This is a genomic window from Micromonospora sp. C41, assembly GCF_018070485.1.
In the GTDB taxonomy this organism is placed as follows: Bacteria; Actinomycetota; Actinomycetes; order Mycobacteriales; family Micromonosporaceae; genus Micromonospora; species Micromonospora chalcea.
Genome location: NZ_JAGPXP010000013.1, coordinates 154,861 through 170,224, shown reverse-complemented (window position 1 = coordinate 170,224; position 15,364 = coordinate 154,861). Strand labels below are relative to the sequence as shown.

The 15,364-nt window shown below is 72.0% G+C and carries 11 protein-coding genes; 1 reads left to right on the top strand and 10 read right to left on the bottom strand.

The annotated features are described in order from the left end of the window. Positions 1 to 71: 71 nt before the first annotated feature. The 6 genes from KBX43_RS16660 to KBX43_RS16635 all read right to left on the bottom strand — a co-directional run bounded on the left by KBX43_RS16660 (position 72) and on the right by KBX43_RS16635 (position 9,463). Positions 72 to 2,942, bottom strand: a complete 2,871-nt coding sequence (locus KBX43_RS16660; RefSeq protein WP_210885296.1) for a discoidin domain-containing protein — start codon at positions 2,940 to 2,942, stop codon at positions 72 to 74. Between the two features lie 154 nt (positions 2,943 to 3,096). Next, a complete protein-coding gene (locus KBX43_RS16655; protein WP_210885347.1) occupies positions 3,097 to 4,722 on the bottom strand; it encodes a glycoside hydrolase family 13 protein in 1,626 nt (541 codons plus the stop codon). Between the two features lie 75 nt (positions 4,723 to 4,797). Then, positions 4,798 to 5,685, bottom strand: coding sequence for a carbohydrate ABC transporter permease (locus KBX43_RS16650; RefSeq protein WP_210872286.1), 888 nt, complete (start codon positions 5,683 to 5,685; stop codon positions 4,798 to 4,800). A 3-nt stretch (positions 5,686 to 5,688) separates the two neighbouring features. Beyond that, on the bottom strand, positions 5,689 to 6,648 hold the full coding sequence (locus tag KBX43_RS16645) for a carbohydrate ABC transporter permease (protein ID WP_166456036.1): 960 nt from the start codon (positions 6,646 to 6,648) through the stop codon (positions 5,689 to 5,691). Positions 6,649 to 6,708: 60 nt separating this feature from the next. After that, positions 6,709 to 8,085 (bottom strand): ABC transporter substrate-binding protein, encoded by a 1,377-nt coding sequence (locus KBX43_RS16640; RefSeq protein ID WP_043324313.1) that lies wholly within the window; start codon positions 8,083 to 8,085, stop codon positions 6,709 to 6,711. Between the two features lie 376 nt (positions 8,086 to 8,461). Next, positions 8,462 to 9,463 carry a LacI family DNA-binding transcriptional regulator gene (locus KBX43_RS16635; protein WP_166456037.1) on the bottom strand — a complete coding sequence of 334 codons (1,002 nt, stop codon included), beginning with the start codon at positions 9,461 to 9,463 and terminating at the stop codon, positions 8,462 to 8,464. Positions 9,464 to 9,662: 199 nt separating this feature from the next. Between KBX43_RS16635 and KBX43_RS16630 the strand changes: the two genes are divergently transcribed. Beyond that, positions 9,663 to 11,657, top strand: coding sequence for a glycosyl hydrolase family 28-related protein (locus KBX43_RS16630; RefSeq protein WP_166456038.1), 1,995 nt, complete (start codon positions 9,663 to 9,665; stop codon positions 11,655 to 11,657). A 56-nt stretch (positions 11,658 to 11,713) separates the two neighbouring features. On the opposite strand, the gene KBX43_RS16625 is transcribed toward KBX43_RS16630, so the two are convergent. From KBX43_RS16625 to KBX43_RS16610, 4 genes are all read right to left on the bottom strand, one after another. Beyond that, positions 11,714 to 12,523 (bottom strand): SigB/SigF/SigG family RNA polymerase sigma factor, encoded by an 810-nt coding sequence (locus KBX43_RS16625; RefSeq protein ID WP_043324319.1) that lies wholly within the window; start codon positions 12,521 to 12,523, stop codon positions 11,714 to 11,716. Between the two features lie 142 nt (positions 12,524 to 12,665). Beyond that, positions 12,666 to 13,229 carry a GerMN domain-containing protein gene (locus KBX43_RS16620; RefSeq protein WP_064446082.1) on the bottom strand — a complete coding sequence of 188 codons (564 nt, stop codon included), beginning with the start codon at positions 13,227 to 13,229 and terminating at the stop codon, positions 12,666 to 12,668. Further along, complete coding sequence (locus tag KBX43_RS16615) at positions 13,226 to 14,575, bottom strand: HAMP domain-containing sensor histidine kinase (RefSeq protein ID WP_043324322.1); 1,350 nt, start codon at positions 14,573 to 14,575, stop codon at positions 13,226 to 13,228. Before KBX43_RS16615 ends, KBX43_RS16620 begins: the two co-directional genes overlap by 4 nt. Further along, the gene (locus KBX43_RS16610) at positions 14,572 to 15,246 is read right to left on the bottom strand and encodes a response regulator transcription factor (protein WP_043324324.1); all 675 of its coding nucleotides are present in this window, start codon (positions 15,244 to 15,246) and stop codon (positions 14,572 to 14,574) included. Before KBX43_RS16610 ends, KBX43_RS16615 begins: the two co-directional genes overlap by 4 nt. Between the last annotated feature and the right edge of the window lie 118 nt (positions 15,247 to 15,364).

The following is a 15,364-nucleotide window of genomic DNA, read 5'->3' as shown; positions in this document are numbered from 1 at the left end:
GAACAGCAGCCGCACGTACCGCGTCGAGGCGGTGGGCACGGTGACCGTCACGGTGTTGCCGCCGCGCCGGGTCAGGAGGCGTACACCTCGAACTCGGACAGCTGGCCGGCCGGCCAGCCGGTGTTGCCGGTGAACGTCAGCCGCACGAAGCGGCGGTCACCGGCGGGCAGCGCGATCGACACGCTGTTGCCGCCCGCCGGGTCGAACGTGTAGCCCGCCGCCGCCTTGAGCGTCGAGAACGACGAGCCGTCGGTGGAGCCGAGCACCGCCACGGTCTGGGTACGGGTCTGCCAGGCCGCCGACGGGGGCAGTTTCAGCACCACCCGGGCGACCGGCCGGGCGCTGCCCAGGTCGACCGTCACCGACTGGGGGAAGGCGTTGTTGGCGCTCTCCCAGTAGGTGTTCGCGTTGCCGTCGACGGTGTTGGCGGCGCCGTACACGTCGGCGTGGCTGGTCTCCGCGACCGGCCGGCCCGCCGCCAGGTTGCCGGTCGGTGGCGCGGTGGTGGGCGGCGCAGTCGTGGTGGGCGGCGGTGTGGTGGTGCCGCCGCCGTACACCTCCAGTTCGGCGAGCTGGCCCGCCGGCCAGCCGGTATTGCCGGTGACGGTGACCCGGACGAACCGCCGGTCGCCGGACGGCAGCGCGATCGACACGGTGTTGCCAGCGGCCGGGTCGAAGACGCGGCCCGCCGACGCGGCGAGCGTGCTGTACGAGGAACCGTCGGCGGAGCCGAGCACGGACAGCGTCTGGGTACGCCGTTCCCAGCCGGGCGGGAGCTTCAGCACCACCCGGTCGACGGTGCGGGACGTGCCGAGGTCGACGGTGAGCGACTGCGGGAACGCGTTGTTGGCGCTCTCCCAGTAGCTGGCCGGGTTGCCGTCGACGGCGTTGCCGGCGGCGTACGTCTGGGTGGTGCTGGTGGCGGTGGCCGGGCGGCCCAGGGCCAGGTTCCCGCCGGCCGGCGGCGGTGTGGTCGGCGGCGCGGTGGTCGGCGGGGCCGTCGTCGGCGCTGCCGTGGTCGGCGCCGGGCTGGTGGGCGGCGGGCTGGACGGTCCGTTGCCCCACTGCGGCTGCGGCCACGGCCCGCAGTACGGGGTGGGCGTGTACCAGCCGGAGTTGCCGGCGCCCTGGGTGATCTGGAAGCCGCTGCCGACGCAGTTGTGGATCGGGTTGGACTGGGCGATGCCGGTGGCCCGCACGTTTGTGAACCGGACCTGGCTGGGCGCCTGCACCTGGAGCGCGTACGTGCCCGCGCCGTCGATGCGCACGTTGTCGAACGAGATGCCGCTGGTCTGCCCCTCGATCCAGTGCAGCGCCGCGTACGAGCTGTCCAGGATGTCGGTGTCGGTGACGTTGATCGCGGCGCCCTGGATCGGCTCGTTGAGCGCGGAGAACCAGATCGCGCCCACGCCGAACTGCCAGTTGTAGTCGGAGTTGCCGTTGCGGATCAGCGTGTTGCGGGCCACCGTGATCGTGCCGGCCACGGCGGTCGGCCCGGTGACGCCCGGATAGCGGTTCGCCACGTGGATGCCACCGCCGTTGGTGACCGAGTCGGCGGTGACGTTGTCGGCGATGGTGATGTCCCGCCCGCCGTACGTGACCAGGTGGTTGGCCAGGATCGTCACGCCGATGGTGTTGCGGGTGAAGGAGTTGCCGACGTTCGGCACGCTCTGCGCCCACATGGCCAGCGCGTCGTCGCCGGTGTTGCGGACGAACGTGTTCGTCACCGTCGAGTTGGTGACGCCCCAGTGGAAGTTCACCCCGTCGGCGGTCTGGTCCAGGATGCGGCTGTTGCGGATGGTGAAGTTGTCCATCGGCCCGTCCATCCAGGCGCCGACCTTGGTGTGCTGCAACCACAGGTTGTCCACCACCGAGTTGCTCATCGCGCCGCCGATGGCGTTGACCTGGTCCTCGTCGACGCGTTCCCGGATGTCGCCGATGATGGCGAAGTCCCGCAGCGTGACGTTGCGGCTGGGCCCACCGGCCTCGTGCGGGCGGATCTCGCCGGAGTAGCCGCCGCCCGGCACGTACTTGCCGTAGATGCCGGCGGCGCGTTTGCGGTCGGTCGGGTGCCGGCCGCCGAGCACCGAGTACCAGGGGCCGGCGCCGCGCAGCGTCACGCCGTCGACCACCACGTGGTCCCAGAGCGTGAACGTGCCGGCCGGGATCCACACCGCCCGGCCCTGCGCCCTGCCGGCGTCCACCGCGGCCTGGAACTTCGCCGTCGAGTCGGTGGCGCCGGTCGGGTCGGCGCCGAAGTCGGTCACCACGTCCAGCACGCCGGACGGCTTGGTGATCTGCGCGCCGACCAGCTCGAAGTCGGCCAGGTCGATGGTGAACGTGGGTGACTGGGCGGTCGAGGACACCTGGAGGCGGATCTTCGTGCCGGCCGGGTACGTGGTGCCGAACATGGTCCGGGTCTCGTCGTAGAAGTGGTGCGGGTTGGTGTCGCCCGGGTTGTTGTTGAACGGGTAGCCGCCGTAGTACCAGCCGTACCGGGAGGTGACCGGCACCGCCTTGACCAGCGTGCCGTTGGCGCGCAGGTCGATGGTGGCGTCGCGGCCGGTGCCGGCGGCGTTGTCCGGCAGGCTGTACCGGAACGTGACCGCGTTCGCGGGGGCGGTGAGCGTGAACTCGACGTACTCGCCGACGGCGTCGAGCGTGACCGCCTCCCGGCCGGACGCCTCGGACGGCAGCGTGCCGTAGCGCCGGTCGGGGCCGATCTTCGTGCCGTTGTGGGTGGCCTGCTCGGCTTCCTGCTCGCGGAACGGCACGGTGGCGCCGCGTCCGCTGATGTCGAACGGGGACAGTCCGGCGGCGTACGCCGGGGTGGCGGTCGTGGTGAGCGCCACGACGACGAGTGTCGAGGCGGCGAGCGTGACGGCGGCGAGGGCGGCCACGCCGGTGCTGCGGTGGCGGTGCGCGGTGCGGTGCTCGGCCATGCGGGGTGTGCTCCCTTTCGTCGGTGGCCAGATCCCCCCGTGCGGCGTTGCCTCTCCTTCCTCCTCCCCAGGTGTGCGGCGTCTGTGGCGGCCGGGACGGGCCGCCGGGTGGTTCGGCGGCGCCGGCGGCGGGACGGGGCCGCCGGCGCCGCGGTCAGGCCGATCGGGTACGCAGCCAGACCGCGGTGTCCGGTGGCAGCCGGTCGTCGTCGAGTGGGCCGCTGGCGAGCAGCAGCTCGTCGTGCGCGGGCAGCGGCACGGCGGCGTCGCCGAGGTTGACCAGGCAGGTGAAGCCGGGTTCGCGGGCGAACGCGAGCACGCCGTGCGGTGCGGGCAGCCACGCCAGGGTGCCGTCGCCGAGCGCCGGTTCGGTGCGGCGCAGCGCCAGCGCGGCCCGGTACAGCTCCAGCATCGAGTGCGGGTCGCCGGTCTGGGCGCGGACCGTGCGGTCCTTCCAGTCGGCAGGTTGCGGCAGCCACGGCGCGGCGGACGCGCCGTCGGGGCTGAACCCGAACGGCGGGGTGTCGCCCTGCCAGGGCAGCGGCACCCGGCAGCCGTCGCGGCCCGGGTCGACCCGTCCGGACCGCTCCCACATCGGGTCCTGCCGAAGCTCGTACGGGATGTCCTCGACCTCCCAGAGGCCCAGCTCCTCGCCCTGGTAGACGTAGGCGGCGCCGGGCAGCGCGAGGGACAGCAACGCGGCGGCGCGGGCCCGGCGGGTGCCCAGTTCCAGGTCGGTGGGGATGCCCTCGCGCTTGGCGGCGAAGCTGAACCGGGTGTCGGCGCGGCCGTACCGGGTGACGTGCCGGGTGACGTCGTGGTTGGACAGCACCCAGGTGGCGGGCGCGCCGACCGGGGCGTGCGCGGCCAGCGTGCCGTCGATGCTCTCCCGCAGCGCGGTGGCGTCCCAGGCGCAGCCGAGGAAGTCGAAGTTGAACGCGGTGTGCAGCTCGTCCGGGCGCAGGTAGTTCGCGAACCGCTGCCGGTCGGGCAGCCACACCTCGCCGACCAGCGCCCGCCCGCCCGGGTACGAGTCGGCGATGCGCCGCCACGCGCGGTACACGTCGTGCACGCCGTCCTGGTCGCGGAACGGGTGCGGCCGGTCCGGGTGGACCTCCGGCAGCGTGCCGTCCTTGACGAGCAGCCCGGCCGAGTCGATGCGGATGCCGTCCACGCCCCGCTCGAACCAGAACCGCAGGATGTCCTCGAACTCTTCGCGGACGCGGGGGTGGTCCCAGTTGAAGTCGGGTTGCTGCGGGGCGAACAGGTGCAGGTACCAGTCGCCGGGAGTGCCGTCCGGGTCGGTGGTGCGGGTCCAGGTCGGGCCGCCGAACTCGCCGGTCCAGTCGGTGGGCGGCAGGTCGCCGCCGGGCCCCCGGCCGGGGCGGAACCAGAACAGGTCCCGTTCGGGCGCGCCCGGCCCGCCCGCGAGCGCGGCCCGGAACCACTGGTGCGCGTCGGAGCAGTGGTTGGGCACCACGTCGACGATGCTGCGGATGCCGAGCGCGTGCGCCTCGGCGATCAGCGCCTCCACCTCGGCGAGCGTGCCGAAGACCGGGTCGATGTCGCGGTAGTCGGACACGTCGTAGCCGGCGTCGGCCATCGGCGACGGGTACCAGGGGCTGAACCAGACGGCGTCGACGCCGAGCGCGGCGAGGTGATCCAGGCGGGACCGGATGCCGGCGACGTCGCCGATCCCGTCGCCGTTGCCGTCGGCGAAACTGCGCGGGTAGACCTGGTAGATCACCGCGGAGCGCCACCACGGGCTGTTGTCGGCCATGGACACGGGCACCTGCTTTCTGCGGGGTCGGTTCTGCGGCGGCGGGCGGTACGGCCGGCGGCGGGCGGCGCCCGGTCAGCCCTTGAGGCCGCCGGTGGTCAGGCCGGACATGATGTTGCGCTGGAAGATCAGGAACAGCACGACGGTGGGAATGGCGGCGATCACCGACGCGGCGATGACCACGTTCATCGGGGTGCCGCCGGCGAAGGCGTAGATGCCGACGCTGACGGTCCGCGTCTCCGGCGACGGCATGACCAGCTTCGGCCAGAGGAAGTCCTTCCAGACCGCCGTCACCGCGAAGATCGCCACCACGCCGAGGATCGGGCGGGACATCGGCAGGACGATGGACCAGAGCGTGCGCAGCGGGGTGGCGCCGTCCATCACGGCGGCGGCCATCAGGTCCTCCGGGATCGAGTCGAAGAACCGTTTCAGCAGGAAGATGTTGAACGCGTTCGCCACCAGCGGCAGCCAGATCGCGAACGGCGAGTCGAGCAGGTTGACGTGCACGATCGGCAGGTCGATCACCGTCACGTACTGCGGGACGATCAGCACCATCGCCGGGATCATCAGCGTCGCCAGCATCATGCCGAGGATCAGCCCGCCCAGCACCGGACGCAGCTTCGACAGCGCGTACGCGGCGGCGGTGTCGAACACGAGCTGGAACACCACCGCGCCGGTGGCGTAGTAGAACGTGTTGAACAGCAGTTTCGCGAGATCCAGGTTGGTCCAGGCGTCGACGTAGTTGCCCGGCTGCGGGTCGCGGGGGAACAGCGTCGGCGGGGTCTGGGCGATCTCCTGGCCGGACTTCAGCGCGCCGGTGACCATCCAGTACAGCGGGCCGAGGAACACCAGCGTGAACCCGGCCACGACCACGGTGAGCACGGCCCAGTAGAGGACGCGGCCGCGACCGCGGCGCAGCTGGGCGTGGGAGATGAGGGTACGGGTGGTGCTGTCGGCGGCCATGTCCTAGTCCTGTCTCGCGGTCAGTCGCAGGTAGACGGCGGAGAACCCGGCCAGCACCACCAGCATGATCACGCCGAGCGCGGCGGCGCCGTTGAGGTCGTTCTGGAAGAACCCGTGCTGGTAGATCAGGTACGCCACGGAGGTCGCCGAGTCCTGCGTACCGGCGCCGTTGGCGAGGATCAGCGGCTCGATGAACAGCTGCATGGTGGCGACGATCTGGAGCATCGCCAGCAGCGCCAGGATCAGCCGGGTCTGCGGGACCGTCACGTGCACGATGCGCCGCCACACCCCGGCGCCGTCGATCTCGGCGGCCTCGTACAGCTCGCCGGGGATGTTCTGCAGCGCGGCCAGGTAGATCAGCACGGCGCCGCCCATGTTCATCCAGGTCGACGCGATCACCATGGCCGGCATCGTCATGGTGGGCGACTGCATCCACTCCGACGTGGGCAGTCCCAGCGCGGTGAGGACCGCGTTGAACAGCCCCGCCTCGCTCGGGTCGTAGGCGTAGAACTTGAACAGGAACAGCGCTGAGGCCGGCGGCAGCATCACCGGCAGGTAGACGAGCACCCGCAGGTAGCCCTTGGCGTGGCGCAGCTCGTTGAGCAGGATCGCCACGAAGAACGGCACCAGGTAGCCGAGGACGAGCGCCAGGCCGGTGAAGACGAACGTGTTCTTCCAGGCGGTCCAGAAGCTCGGATCGGCGATGATCCGGCTGTAGTTGTCCCAGCCGACCCAGGTGGTCTCGCCGCGACGGGTGCGCTGGAAGCTCATCACGACGCCGCGGACCATCGGGTACCAGGAGAAGACGGCGAAGCAGATGACGGCGCCGATCAGGAACGTGTGCCCGGTGAGGTTGTCCCGGACCTTGCGGCCGAGACCGGCGCGGCGTCCGGCGGTACGCGACGGCGTCGACGCGGCAGGACCGGTACGGCGGGTGGCGCCGGGGGCGGTGGTGAGCGCCAAGGCGACTCCTGCGGTGCTCGGGGAGGTGGGGCCGGTGCGCCGGCCCCACCTCCGGTCGGGTCAGCTGTCGGCGGCCAGCAGCTGGTTGACCTTGTCCTCGGCGGTCTTGAGCAGCGCGTCGATGTTCGCGTTCGGGTTGGTCAGCACCCCGGACATCGCCGCGTCGAGCACCGCGTAGATCGCCTGCGCGTTGCGCGGCTCACCCTTGATCGGCACCGGGTTGGCCTCGAAGACCGCGAAGTTCGTGGTGTCCACGTTGGCGTTCGCCTTGCGCAGCTCCAGTTCCTGCTTCTGCGCGTCGCTGCCGTTCGTGAACAGCAGCGGCTGGGGCAGGCCGACCGGGTAGTTCTGCGGCTTGGCGCGCACGTAGTCGAACTGGCCCTTACCCGGGGTGAGCTTCTGGTAGGCGAGCCACTTCAGGCCGGCCTTGACCTGCTCGGGGCTGAGGCCCTTCTTGAAGAAGTAGCCCTCGCCGCCACCCAGCGTGGCCTTGGCCGGGCCGTCCTGGCCGGGCAGCGGGCCCATCGCCCAGTCCTGGTACTTGCCCTGGAACTGGCTGACGATCGCCTGGGTCGCGTCCGGCGCGCCGATGAACATGCCGACCTTGCCGGCGCCGGCGTTGGTGAGCAGGTCACCCCACTGGAGCAGCTGCCGGGCACCCATGCTGTTGTCGCCGTAGCGCATGTCCTTGAGGTTCTGCAGGACCTGCTTGCCCATCGCGTTGTTGAAGTCGGCCTTCTTGCCGTCGGCGCTGAGCACCTGCCCGCCCTGCGAGTAGAGCAGCGACGTGAAGTGCCAGCCGCCGGTGTTGCCCGCGCTGTACTCGGCGTACCCGGCGATGCCGTCGCCGAGCGCGGAGATCTTCTTGGCCGCGGCCCGCACCTCCGGCCAGGTCTTCGGCGGGTTGTTCACGTCGAGCCCGGCCCGCTGGAACAGCGCCTTGTTGTAGATCAGGCCCATCGAGTAGTTCTTCACCGGTACGGCGTAGAGCTTGCCGCCGTCGGTGAAGACCTCCTTGAGCGCCGGGTCGACGCTGTCCCAGGTGGGGATCGTGTCCTTCGTGGCGTACTGGCCGATGTCCATCGCCTGGCCGGAGTCCAGCACCTGCTGCAGGTCGGTCATGTAGCCGTAGAACACGTCGGTGACGGTGCCGCCGGCCAGGCGGGCGGTGAAGTCCGGCGGGTTGTTGCACTGCTCGCCGACGCTCACGCTCTTCACGACGATGTCCGGGTTCTGCCGCTGGAACTCGGCGACGTCGTCGTTCCAGTTCTTCAGCAGCTCCTTCTGCGCGCCGACCGGCTGGCAGTCGACGGTGATGGTGACCTTGCCGCCGGCGTCGCCGCTGTCGTCGCTCTTGGTGGAGCACGCCGCAAGGCTGAGCCCGAGGCCGGTCGCGAGCGCGAGCGCCGCGACCTTCCGATACTGCGGTACGGACATCTGTCCATCCCTTCGGGAACGGGTGTATCCATGGCCTTCACTGATGTGCGGTGACCGCGCGGCTGCCTCTGGTGGTGGAACGGCAGCCGGCACGCGCCCTGCCTCCGGAAACCGCGCCCCGGGTCAGGTGTGAGTGGAGTCACTGTAGCGACGCGAACCGAATCCAGCAAGATGCCGACTGGCAAACGCAAGAATTCGACTTGACCTCGGAAGTACGCGGCTCCAGTCGGCCGGACCATCGATCTTGGAGTTGTGGCGCCTCACATACCGGCATCAGTGCCGCATTCCGGGCACCACAACTCCAAGATCGACGGATGCGGTGGGGTGGGGTGAGGCGGCGTGGGGGAGCGGCGTGGGGGCGGCGTGGGCCCCGGGGTCAGCGGCGGGGGGCGGGGGCGGTGGAGCCGCGTACCACCAGCTCGGGCTCGAACAGCAGCTCGTCGTGCAGCACCCCGGCGCCCTCGATCTGGGTCACCAGCAGGTCCACGGCGGCCTGGCCCATGGTCTCGATCGGCTGGCGCACCGTGGTCAGCGGCGGGTCGGTGCAGGTCATGAACGCCGAGTCGTCGAAGCCGACCACCGAGACGTCGGCCGGCACCGCGCAGCCCAGACGCCGGGCGGCCCGGATGGTGCCCAGCGCGAGCACGTCGCTGGCGCAGACGATGCCGGTCGCGCCGCGTTCGATCAGCTTCGTGGCGGCGACCCGCGCGCCCTCCATGGAGAAGCTGGACCGCTCCACCATGGACCGGTCCTCGCCCCAGCCGGCGGCCCGGACCATGGCGTCGAGCTTGCGGCGCGAGGGCACGTGGTCGGCCGGGCCGAGCACCATGCCGATCCGGTCGTGGCCGAGCGAGCGCAGGTGGCCGTACGCCTGCTCGACGGCGACCGCGTCGTCGGTGGACACGCGCGGGAAACCCAGCTCCTCGACGCCGGCGTTCACCAGCACCACCGGCAGGCCCCGGTCGGTGAGGCGCCGGTAGTGCTCGTGCGAGGCGTCGGCGAGCGCGTACGAGCCACCGGCGAAGATGACGCCGCTGACCTGGTGGTCGAGCAGCATCTCCACGTACCCGGACTCCGGTACGCCGCCGATGGTGCGGGCGCACAACGCCGGGGTGAAGCCGCGCTGCGCGAGGCTGCCGGTGACCACCTCGGCCAGCGCCGGGAAGATCGGGTTCTGCAGCTCCGGCAGCACCAGGCCGACCAGGCGGGCGCGTTCGCCGCGCAGCTTGCTCGGGCGCTCGTAGCCGAGCACGTCGAGGGCGGTCAGCACGGCGGTCCGGGTCGCCTCGGACACGCCACCGCGGCCGTTGAGCACCCGGCTCACCGTCGCCTCGCTGACGCCCGCCTTGCGGGCCACCTCGGTCAGGCGCTTCGTCACGGCGGCAATCGTACGTCGGATTCTTGCAAGAAATGAACAGCCGGACAGGTCGGTTCTTGCCAAGACAGGCGACAGGAGGTCCGAAAGATACGAGCAGATTGATGCTTGAAAGGCAGCAGAACACCGGAATAACATGAGGGCCCTTGTCGATGGCCTGCGCCGCCGAGGCCACCCGTCCCCCGAGAAAGTGGGTGCTCCGATGTCGCGGAGCGTGCCGAGGATCCTCGCGGCGGCGCTCGCCGCCGCCCTGCTCGTACCGCCCGGCGCTGCCACGGCCGGCCCGCCGCGCGGACCGGCCCCCGTGGTGACGCGCGCCGGGCTGGACCCCGCGCTCGTCGCCGGTCGCGGTGCGACTGTGGACTACGTCGAGCAGGAGGCGGAACACGGCCGGACCACCGGCACCGTGATCGGGCCGGACCGGTCGGCGTACACACTCGCCGGTGAGGCGTCCGGCCGCCGCGCCGTGCGCCTGCTGCCCGGCCAGCACGTCGAACTCACGCTCCCCCGGCCCACGAACGCGCTGACCGTGCGCTACAGCATCCCGGACGCGCCGGGCGGCGGCGGGATCACCGCGCCGCTGCGGGTGTCCGTCGGGCACGCGCCCGCCCGCACCATGACGCTGACCTCGCAGTACGCCTGGCTCTACAACCAGTACCCGTTCACCAACGACCCCGGCGCCGACCTGCTGCACCCGGACTGGTGGATCACCGAGTGCTCCTGCGTCCCGGCGGCCACCACGCCCGCGCCGGTGATCAGCAAGCCGTTCCGGCCGCACCACTTCTACGACGAGCAGCGGCTGCTGCTCGGCCGTACCCATCGGGCCGGTGAGGTGGTCCGGCTGACCGCGCCGCGCGGCACCGCCGCCGCGTGGACGGTGATCGACCTGGTGGACGCGCACCTGGTCGCGCCGCCGCGCGTGGTCCCCCGCGCGGTGAACGCGCTGTCCTTCGGCGCCGACCCGACCGGCCGGCGGGAGTCCGCAGACGCCCTCGACCGGGCCGTCGCGTACGCCCGGCGGGTGGACCGCCCGCTCTACCTGCCGCCCGGCACCTACCAGGTCGACCGGCACATCGTCGTGGACGACGTGACGATCGCCGGTGCGGGCAGCTGGTACACGATCGTGCGGGGACGCGAGGTCACGCTGGACACGCCCGCGCCCGACGGCTCCCGGCACACCGGCGTCGGCTTCTACGGCCGCGACGCCGCCGACGGCGGCAGCAGCGAGGTGCACCTGTCCGGCTTCGCGATCGAGGGCGACGTACGCGAACGGATCGACACCGACCAGGTCAACGCCATCGGCGGGGCGCTCAACCACAGCACGATCGACGGCCTCTACCTGCACCACACGAAGGTCGGCATGTGGTTCGACGGGCCGATGACCGGGCTGCGGGTCACCAACACCGTGATCGCCGACCAGATCGCCGACGGGCTGAACTTCCACACCGGCGTCACCCGCTCCTCGGTGACGAACTCGGTGGTCCGCAACAGCGGCGACGACGCCCTCGCCATGTGGTCGGAGGGCACGGCGAACGCGTCGAACACGTTCGCGTACAACACGGTGCAGTCGCCGGTGCTCGCCAACGGCATCGCGCTGTACGGCGGCGCGGACCTGACCGTCGCGCACAACCTGGTCGCCGACCCGGTACGCGAGGGCAGCGCGATCCAGGTGGGCTCCCGCTTCGGGGCGGAGCCGTTCACCGGCCGCCTGCGGATCACCGGCAACACCACGGTCCGGGCCGGCACGTACGACCTGAACTGGAACATCGGCCTCGGCGCGATCTGGTTCTACGCGCTGGACCGCAGCATCGACGCGGACATCCTGGTCAGCGGCGACGCGTACCTGGACAGCACCTACAACGCGATCATGCTGGTCAGCGACTGGCCGGTGAAGGACAGCGTCCGTATCGACAACGTCCGCTTCCGGGACATCCGGGTCGACGGCGCCGGGACGTCGGTGGTCAGCGCGCGTACGGCGGGCGGGGCGAGCTTCGCGAACGTGGACGCCCGCAACGTGGGCGCGGTCGGCGTGAACAACTGCGGGTCGTTCCACTTCACCCCGGCCGGGTCGGAGTTCGCCCTGACCGACCTCGGCGGCAACGACGGCGGCTGGCTGGCCCCGTGGCTGCTGCCGAACACCATCACCTGCGACGACCGTCCGCCGCTGGTGCCGCCGCCACCGCCGTCGCGCTGGTGACACACGACGCGACCCCCGCCGTCACGGGCCGGCGGGGGTCGCGGTACGTGTGTGGCTCAGGCCTCGGTGAGCTGGCCGCGCAGCTTGGTCAGGGCGCGGGCGAGCAGCCGGGACACGTGCATCTGGGAGACACCGACGCGGGCCGCGATCTCGCTCTGGGTCAGGTTGCCGTAGAAGCGCAGCGTGAGGATCTTCTGCTCCCGCTCGTCGAGCGTGGCGAGCGCCGGGCCCAGGGAGGCGCGCAGCTCGGCCAGCTCGTACTCGTTGTCCTCGGCGCCGAGGGTGTCGCCCAGCTCGGTGGCGCTGTCGCCGTCGCCGATCGGGGTGGACAGCGAGACCGCGTTGTAGGCGCGGGCGCCTTCCAGGCCTTCGAGCACCTCTTCCTCGGTGACGTCGAGGTGGGCGGCGATGTCGGCGACGGTCGGGGCCCGGTTGAGCGTCTGGGTCAGCGTGCTGTTGGCCTCGGAGATGCGCAGCCGCAGCTCCTGCAGGCGGCGCGGAACCCGGATGTTCCAGGTGCGGTCGCGGAAGTGCCGCTTGATCTCGCCGAGGATCGTCGGGATGGCGAAGCCGGCGAAGTCGACGCCGCGCGAGGCGTCGAACCGGTCCACCGCCTTGATCAGGCCCAGCGCCGCGGTCTGTGCCAGGTCGCCGGCCGGCTCGCCGCGCCCGCTGTAGCGGGCGGCCAGGTGGTTCGCCAGCGGCAGCCACGCCTCGATGACCTGGTTGCGCAGGGCGGCCCGCTGCGGGTGGCCGGCGGGCAGCGCGGCGAGCGCCGCGATCAGCTCGCTGGCACGGGACTCCTCACCGGTCTGCGGCGCGCGCTGCACCTCGGTCGCGGTCGATGCCATGGTCATCGTGGTCATGCTGCCCTTCCTGTCCTCGGAGAACGGGTGGCCTCCCACACCGGTCGTGCCAGCCACACTAGACCAAAGGCCATCGCCAAATCAACCGAACGGACGATGGAGATTTAGTGTCATATCCGGACATAGGGGCGAGCAACGGCGATCAGCGTGGCATCAACGGGCGGTAGTCGGCAGCCGTGAGCGGCAGCACCGAGAGGCTTCCGTCCGCGCGCGGCACCTCCAGCGGCTGCCCGCCGCGGCGGAACGCGACGCTGTACACGTCCGGTCGCTGCGTGAGGCTGCACACGATCTGCCCGAAGGCCAGCACCTCGTCGTTGCGGCCGGTCTCCTCACCGGCCTGGCGCACGTCGACTGTCGCCACGGTGCCGGCCAGCGTGGCCCCGGCCACCGCCACCGTGCCCGGCAGCGCCGTGGACAGCCCCTGGCGGCGCTCCCCCGGACCGGGACCGGCCAGCAGGTGCTGAAGGTGCGTGTCCACCCCGGGCAGCCCGTCCACCCGGCGGTTGACCACGACCAGGCCGTCGTCCCGGACGAAGCAGAACGGCTCGTCCACCCGCCCGTCCCCGTCGGCGGTCGAGGACACCGCAGGCGTCGGGAAGGCCCCGGGCGGCGTCTGCACGAGCCGGGGCTCGTCGTCCACCGGCACCCCGCAGCCGGCGAGCAGCGCCACGGCGAGCAGGGCGGGCGCGAGCCGCCGCCGGCTCACCGGAGCGCTCCGGGCAGCTCGACCCGGAAACGGGCGCCGGGCGCGCGGTCCAGCACCCGCGCCGACCCGCCGTGCGCGTCGGCGTGCTGCGCCACCAGGGCGAGGCCGAGTCCGGTGCCGTCGGTGCCGGCGCGGTCGTGCGCCGCCCGGCCCCGCACGAACCGGTCGAAGATGATCTCCCGGTCGCCCGGCGGCACGCCCGGTCCGTCGTCGTCGACCTCCAGCACGCCCACGCCGTCGCCCCCGCCCAGGCGTACGGCGACCGGGCCGCCGCCGTAGCGCTCGGCGTTCTCCACCAGGTTCAGCAGCGTCTGCGCGAACCGGCGCCGGTCGACCCACCACTCGTGCGGGACGTCGCCTGCCACCTGCACCAGGCTCTCCGGCAGCGATCGTTCCCGGCAGGCGGCCCGGGCCAGCTCCACCACGTCGACCGTCTCGCGGTGCGCCGGCTGCTCGGTGCGGGCCAACTGGATCAGGTCGTCGACGAGGCGCTGGAACCGGGTCACCTCGTCGGCCACCAGGCCGGCGGCGGTGGCGGTGCGTTCGTCCTGGTGCTCGCGGCGGCGGTGCAGCACGCTCGCCGCCGCGGCCAGCGTCTGCAACGGCGAGCGCAGCTCGTGGCTCACGTCGGCGGCGAAGCGCCGGTCCCGCTCGATGCGGTGCACCAGCTTGTCGACCATCTCGTTGAACGAGCTGGACAGGCGGGTGAGGTCGGGGTCGGTGGTCGGATCGAGCCGGGTGGCGAAGTCCCCGCCCGCGATCCGTTCCGCCGCGTCGGCGACCGCTGTCAGTGGCCGCAGGCTGTGCCGGGTGGCGTACCAGCCGAGCGCCGCGCCCGCCCCGGCCACCATGATCGCCACGGCGATCAGCGCCAGGCCCACCACCTGGAACGTCTCCTCGACCTCCCGCAGCGAGGTCAGCTCGTAGTAGCCGAGCGCGCCGGGCAGCGGCACGCCGACCAGCAGCGCGGGCTGCCCGTCGAGGCGGATCCGCTGCACCGCGGGCTTGCCGTCGGCGACCATGCGCTGCAACTCCACCGGCACGGAGCTGGCGCCCACGTCGGCGGTGCGGGCGTACCAGCCGTCGGGCAGGTGCAGCAGCGGGCGGCGGGCGCTGCCGGTGTCGAGCGAGCGCAGCACCGCCACCACGTCCGGCGTGCCGGTGTCCAGGCCGGAGCGGACCACCGCCGCGTCGTAGTAGGCGGCCCGCACCGCGGTGCGCTCCCGCTCGTCGAGCAGCGAGCGCCGGGTCAGGTCGTACGAGAAGAGGGCCATCAGCGCGGACAGCAGCAACGCGCCGACGGCGAACGCCGCGGTGACGCGGGCGCGCAGTCCGGGACGGGTCATCGCTGCAGCTTGTAGCCGAGGCCGCGGAGGGTGACCAGGTGGCGGGGGTTCGCCGGGTCCGACTCGATCTTCTGCCGCAGCCGGCCGACGTGCACGTCGACGAGCCGCTCGTCGCCGGTCTCGTAGCCCCAGACCCGGCTGAGCAGCTGCTGGCGGGACAGCACCCGGCCGGCGTGCTCGGCCAGCTCGCAGAGCAGCCGGAACTCGGTGCGGGTGACCGGGACCGGCCGTCCGGAGCGGCGCACCTCGCCGGCCTCGGCGCTGATCTCCAGCTCGCCGAAGAACTGGGCGGGGGCGGGCCCGGACACGGTGCGGACCCGCCGGCGCAGCGCCCGCAGCCGGGCCGACAGCTCCTTGATCGCGACCGGCTTCACCACGTAGTCGTCGGCGCCGGCCTCCAGCGCGGCGACGATGTCGTGGGTGTCGTCGCGGGCGCTGATCACCACGACCGGCACGTCGTCGTCGCGGCGCAGCTGGCGGATGCAGTCGAACCCGTTCATGCCGGGCAGCATCAGGTCGACGAGCACGTAGTCGGACGGCTTCTCCCGCTGCCGTCGCAGCCCGTCCTCCGCGGTCGGGGCGCCGTACGCCTCGTAGCCCTCCTCCTCCAGGGCGAGCTGCAGCGCGAGCCGGATGCGGTCGTCGTCCTCGATCACCAGTACGGCCGTCATATGGGCATCATGACCGGCCCGGCACGGGTAGCCCAACCGCGTGGGCCGTTCGTGGTTTTTGTCATCGAACCGTCATACAACCGTCCGGGGACCTCCAAGATCGCTGCGCAGAGTGGGG

Coding starts and splice junctions, on each gene's coding strand:
- KBX43_RS16640 (WP_043324313.1), bottom strand. CDS start 8,085: ATGTCCGTACCGCAGTATCGGAAGGTCGCGGCGCTCGCGCTCGCGACC.
- KBX43_RS16610 (WP_043324324.1), bottom strand. CDS start 15,246: ATGACGGCCGTACTGGTGATCGAGGACGACGACCGCATCCGGCTCGCG.
- KBX43_RS16615 (WP_043324322.1), bottom strand. CDS start 14,575: ATGACCCGTCCCGGACTGCGCGCCCGCGTCACCGCGGCGTTCGCCGTC.
- KBX43_RS16655 (WP_210885347.1), bottom strand. CDS start 4,722: ATGGCCGACAACAGCCCGTGGTGGCGCTCCGCGGTGATCTACCAGGTC.
- KBX43_RS16630 (WP_166456038.1), top strand. CDS start 9,663: ATGTCGCGGAGCGTGCCGAGGATCCTCGCGGCGGCGCTCGCCGCCGCC.
- KBX43_RS16660 (WP_210885296.1), bottom strand. CDS start 2,942: ATGGCCGAGCACCGCACCGCGCACCGCCACCGCAGCACCGGCGTGGCC.
- KBX43_RS16650 (WP_210872286.1), bottom strand. CDS start 5,685: ATGGCCGCCGACAGCACCACCCGTACCCTCATCTCCCACGCCCAGCTG.
- KBX43_RS16625 (WP_043324319.1), bottom strand. CDS start 12,523: ATGACCACGATGACCATGGCATCGACCGCGACCGAGGTGCAGCGCGCG.